Source organism: Marinobacter halodurans (genome assembly GCF_004327985.1).
Lineage (GTDB): Bacteria > Pseudomonadota > Gammaproteobacteria > Pseudomonadales > Oleiphilaceae > Marinobacter_A > Marinobacter_A halodurans.
This window is the reverse complement of the sequence record NZ_SJDL01000128.1, coordinates 1-1,270: the sequence shown is the minus strand read 5'-3', so window position 1 is coordinate 1,270 and position 1,270 is coordinate 1. Positions and strand designations below refer to the sequence as shown.

The window sequence follows — 1,270 nt, the reverse complement described above, 5'->3', positions numbered from 1 at the left end:
TGAAGTGGACCCCGAAATTTGGACAGGTGCCTGAGCTCTGATTCATCATCTCCACAAGGAGGAGAATCATGAGCAAGAAACGCAAGCAATACAGCGCATCATTCAAATCCAAAGTCGCCCTGGCCGCCCTCAAGGGTGACCAGACCACATCTGAAATCGCCGCCCGGTTCCAGATCCATCCGACCATGGTCAGCACCTGGAAACGCGAGCTGCTGGAGAATGCCCCGAACCTCTTCGAAGGCAAAAAAAGGTCCGGCAAACAGTCCAACGAGCCCAGTTCTGACGAGCTTTATCGCGAGATCGGTCGACTGACGGTGGAACGCGATTTTTTGTCGCGCAAGCTCGATCAGTAAGCCGTCAACGCCGGTTGGCGATGATCGAGCATGGCCATCCCCAAGTCAGCATCGTGCGCCAGTGCGAGCTGCTCAAACTGAGCCGCTCGTCGGTGTACTACGTCCCTCGTGAACAGTGTCAGGAGGATCTGGATCTGATGTACCTGATTGACCAGCAGCATCTGAAAACGCCGTACTATGGCTCTCGTAAGATGCGTGTCCACCTGGAACGTAAAGGCCACCGGATAAACCGCAAGCGGGTTCAGCGCCTGATGCGCACCATGGGCATTCAGGCGGTGTATCCACGCCCCAGAACCAGCATTCCGGGCGACGGACACAAGGTGTATCCGTACCTGCTCAAAGGGCTGAAAATCGACCGCCCCAACCAGGTGTGGGCAACAGATATCAGCTATATTCCGCTGGCTCGGGGCTTCATGTACCTGGTCGCCATCATCGACTGGTACAGCCGCAAAGTGTTGTCCTGGCGGGTCTCCAATACCATGGACACAGACTTCTGTATTGATGCGCTGGAGGAGGCCTTACAGCGCCACGGAACGCCGGAGATCTTCAACACCGATCAGGGTGTCCAGTTCACCAGTGAAGCCTTCACAAGCGTTCTCAAAGATCATGGCATCCGGATCAGCATGGACGGCAAGGGCTGCTACCATGACAACATCTTCGTGGAACGGCTCTGGCGCAGCGTCAAACACGAGTGCGTCTACCTCACAGCCTTCGAGGATGGACACCACTTGAAGCAGGCGCTCCACCGGTACTTCCGGCATTACAATCAGACCCGGTACCACCAGACCCTTGAGTATCAAACGCCCGATGAGGTGTACTACGGGCAACCGATAGCCTTGGCTAGCCTGAGCCAGGGAAACAACCGGATCATAGCTTAGTGACACCATCAGGTTGTCCAACTGATCGGGTCCACCTCA

At 55.9% G+C, this 1,270-nt stretch carries 1 pseudogene; it reads left to right on the top strand.

The annotated features are described in order from the left end of the window. Positions 1 to 68: 68 nt before the first annotated feature. A pseudogene (locus tag EZI54_RS23715) lies at positions 69 to 1,270 on the top strand (IS3 family transposase); the annotation flags it as partial.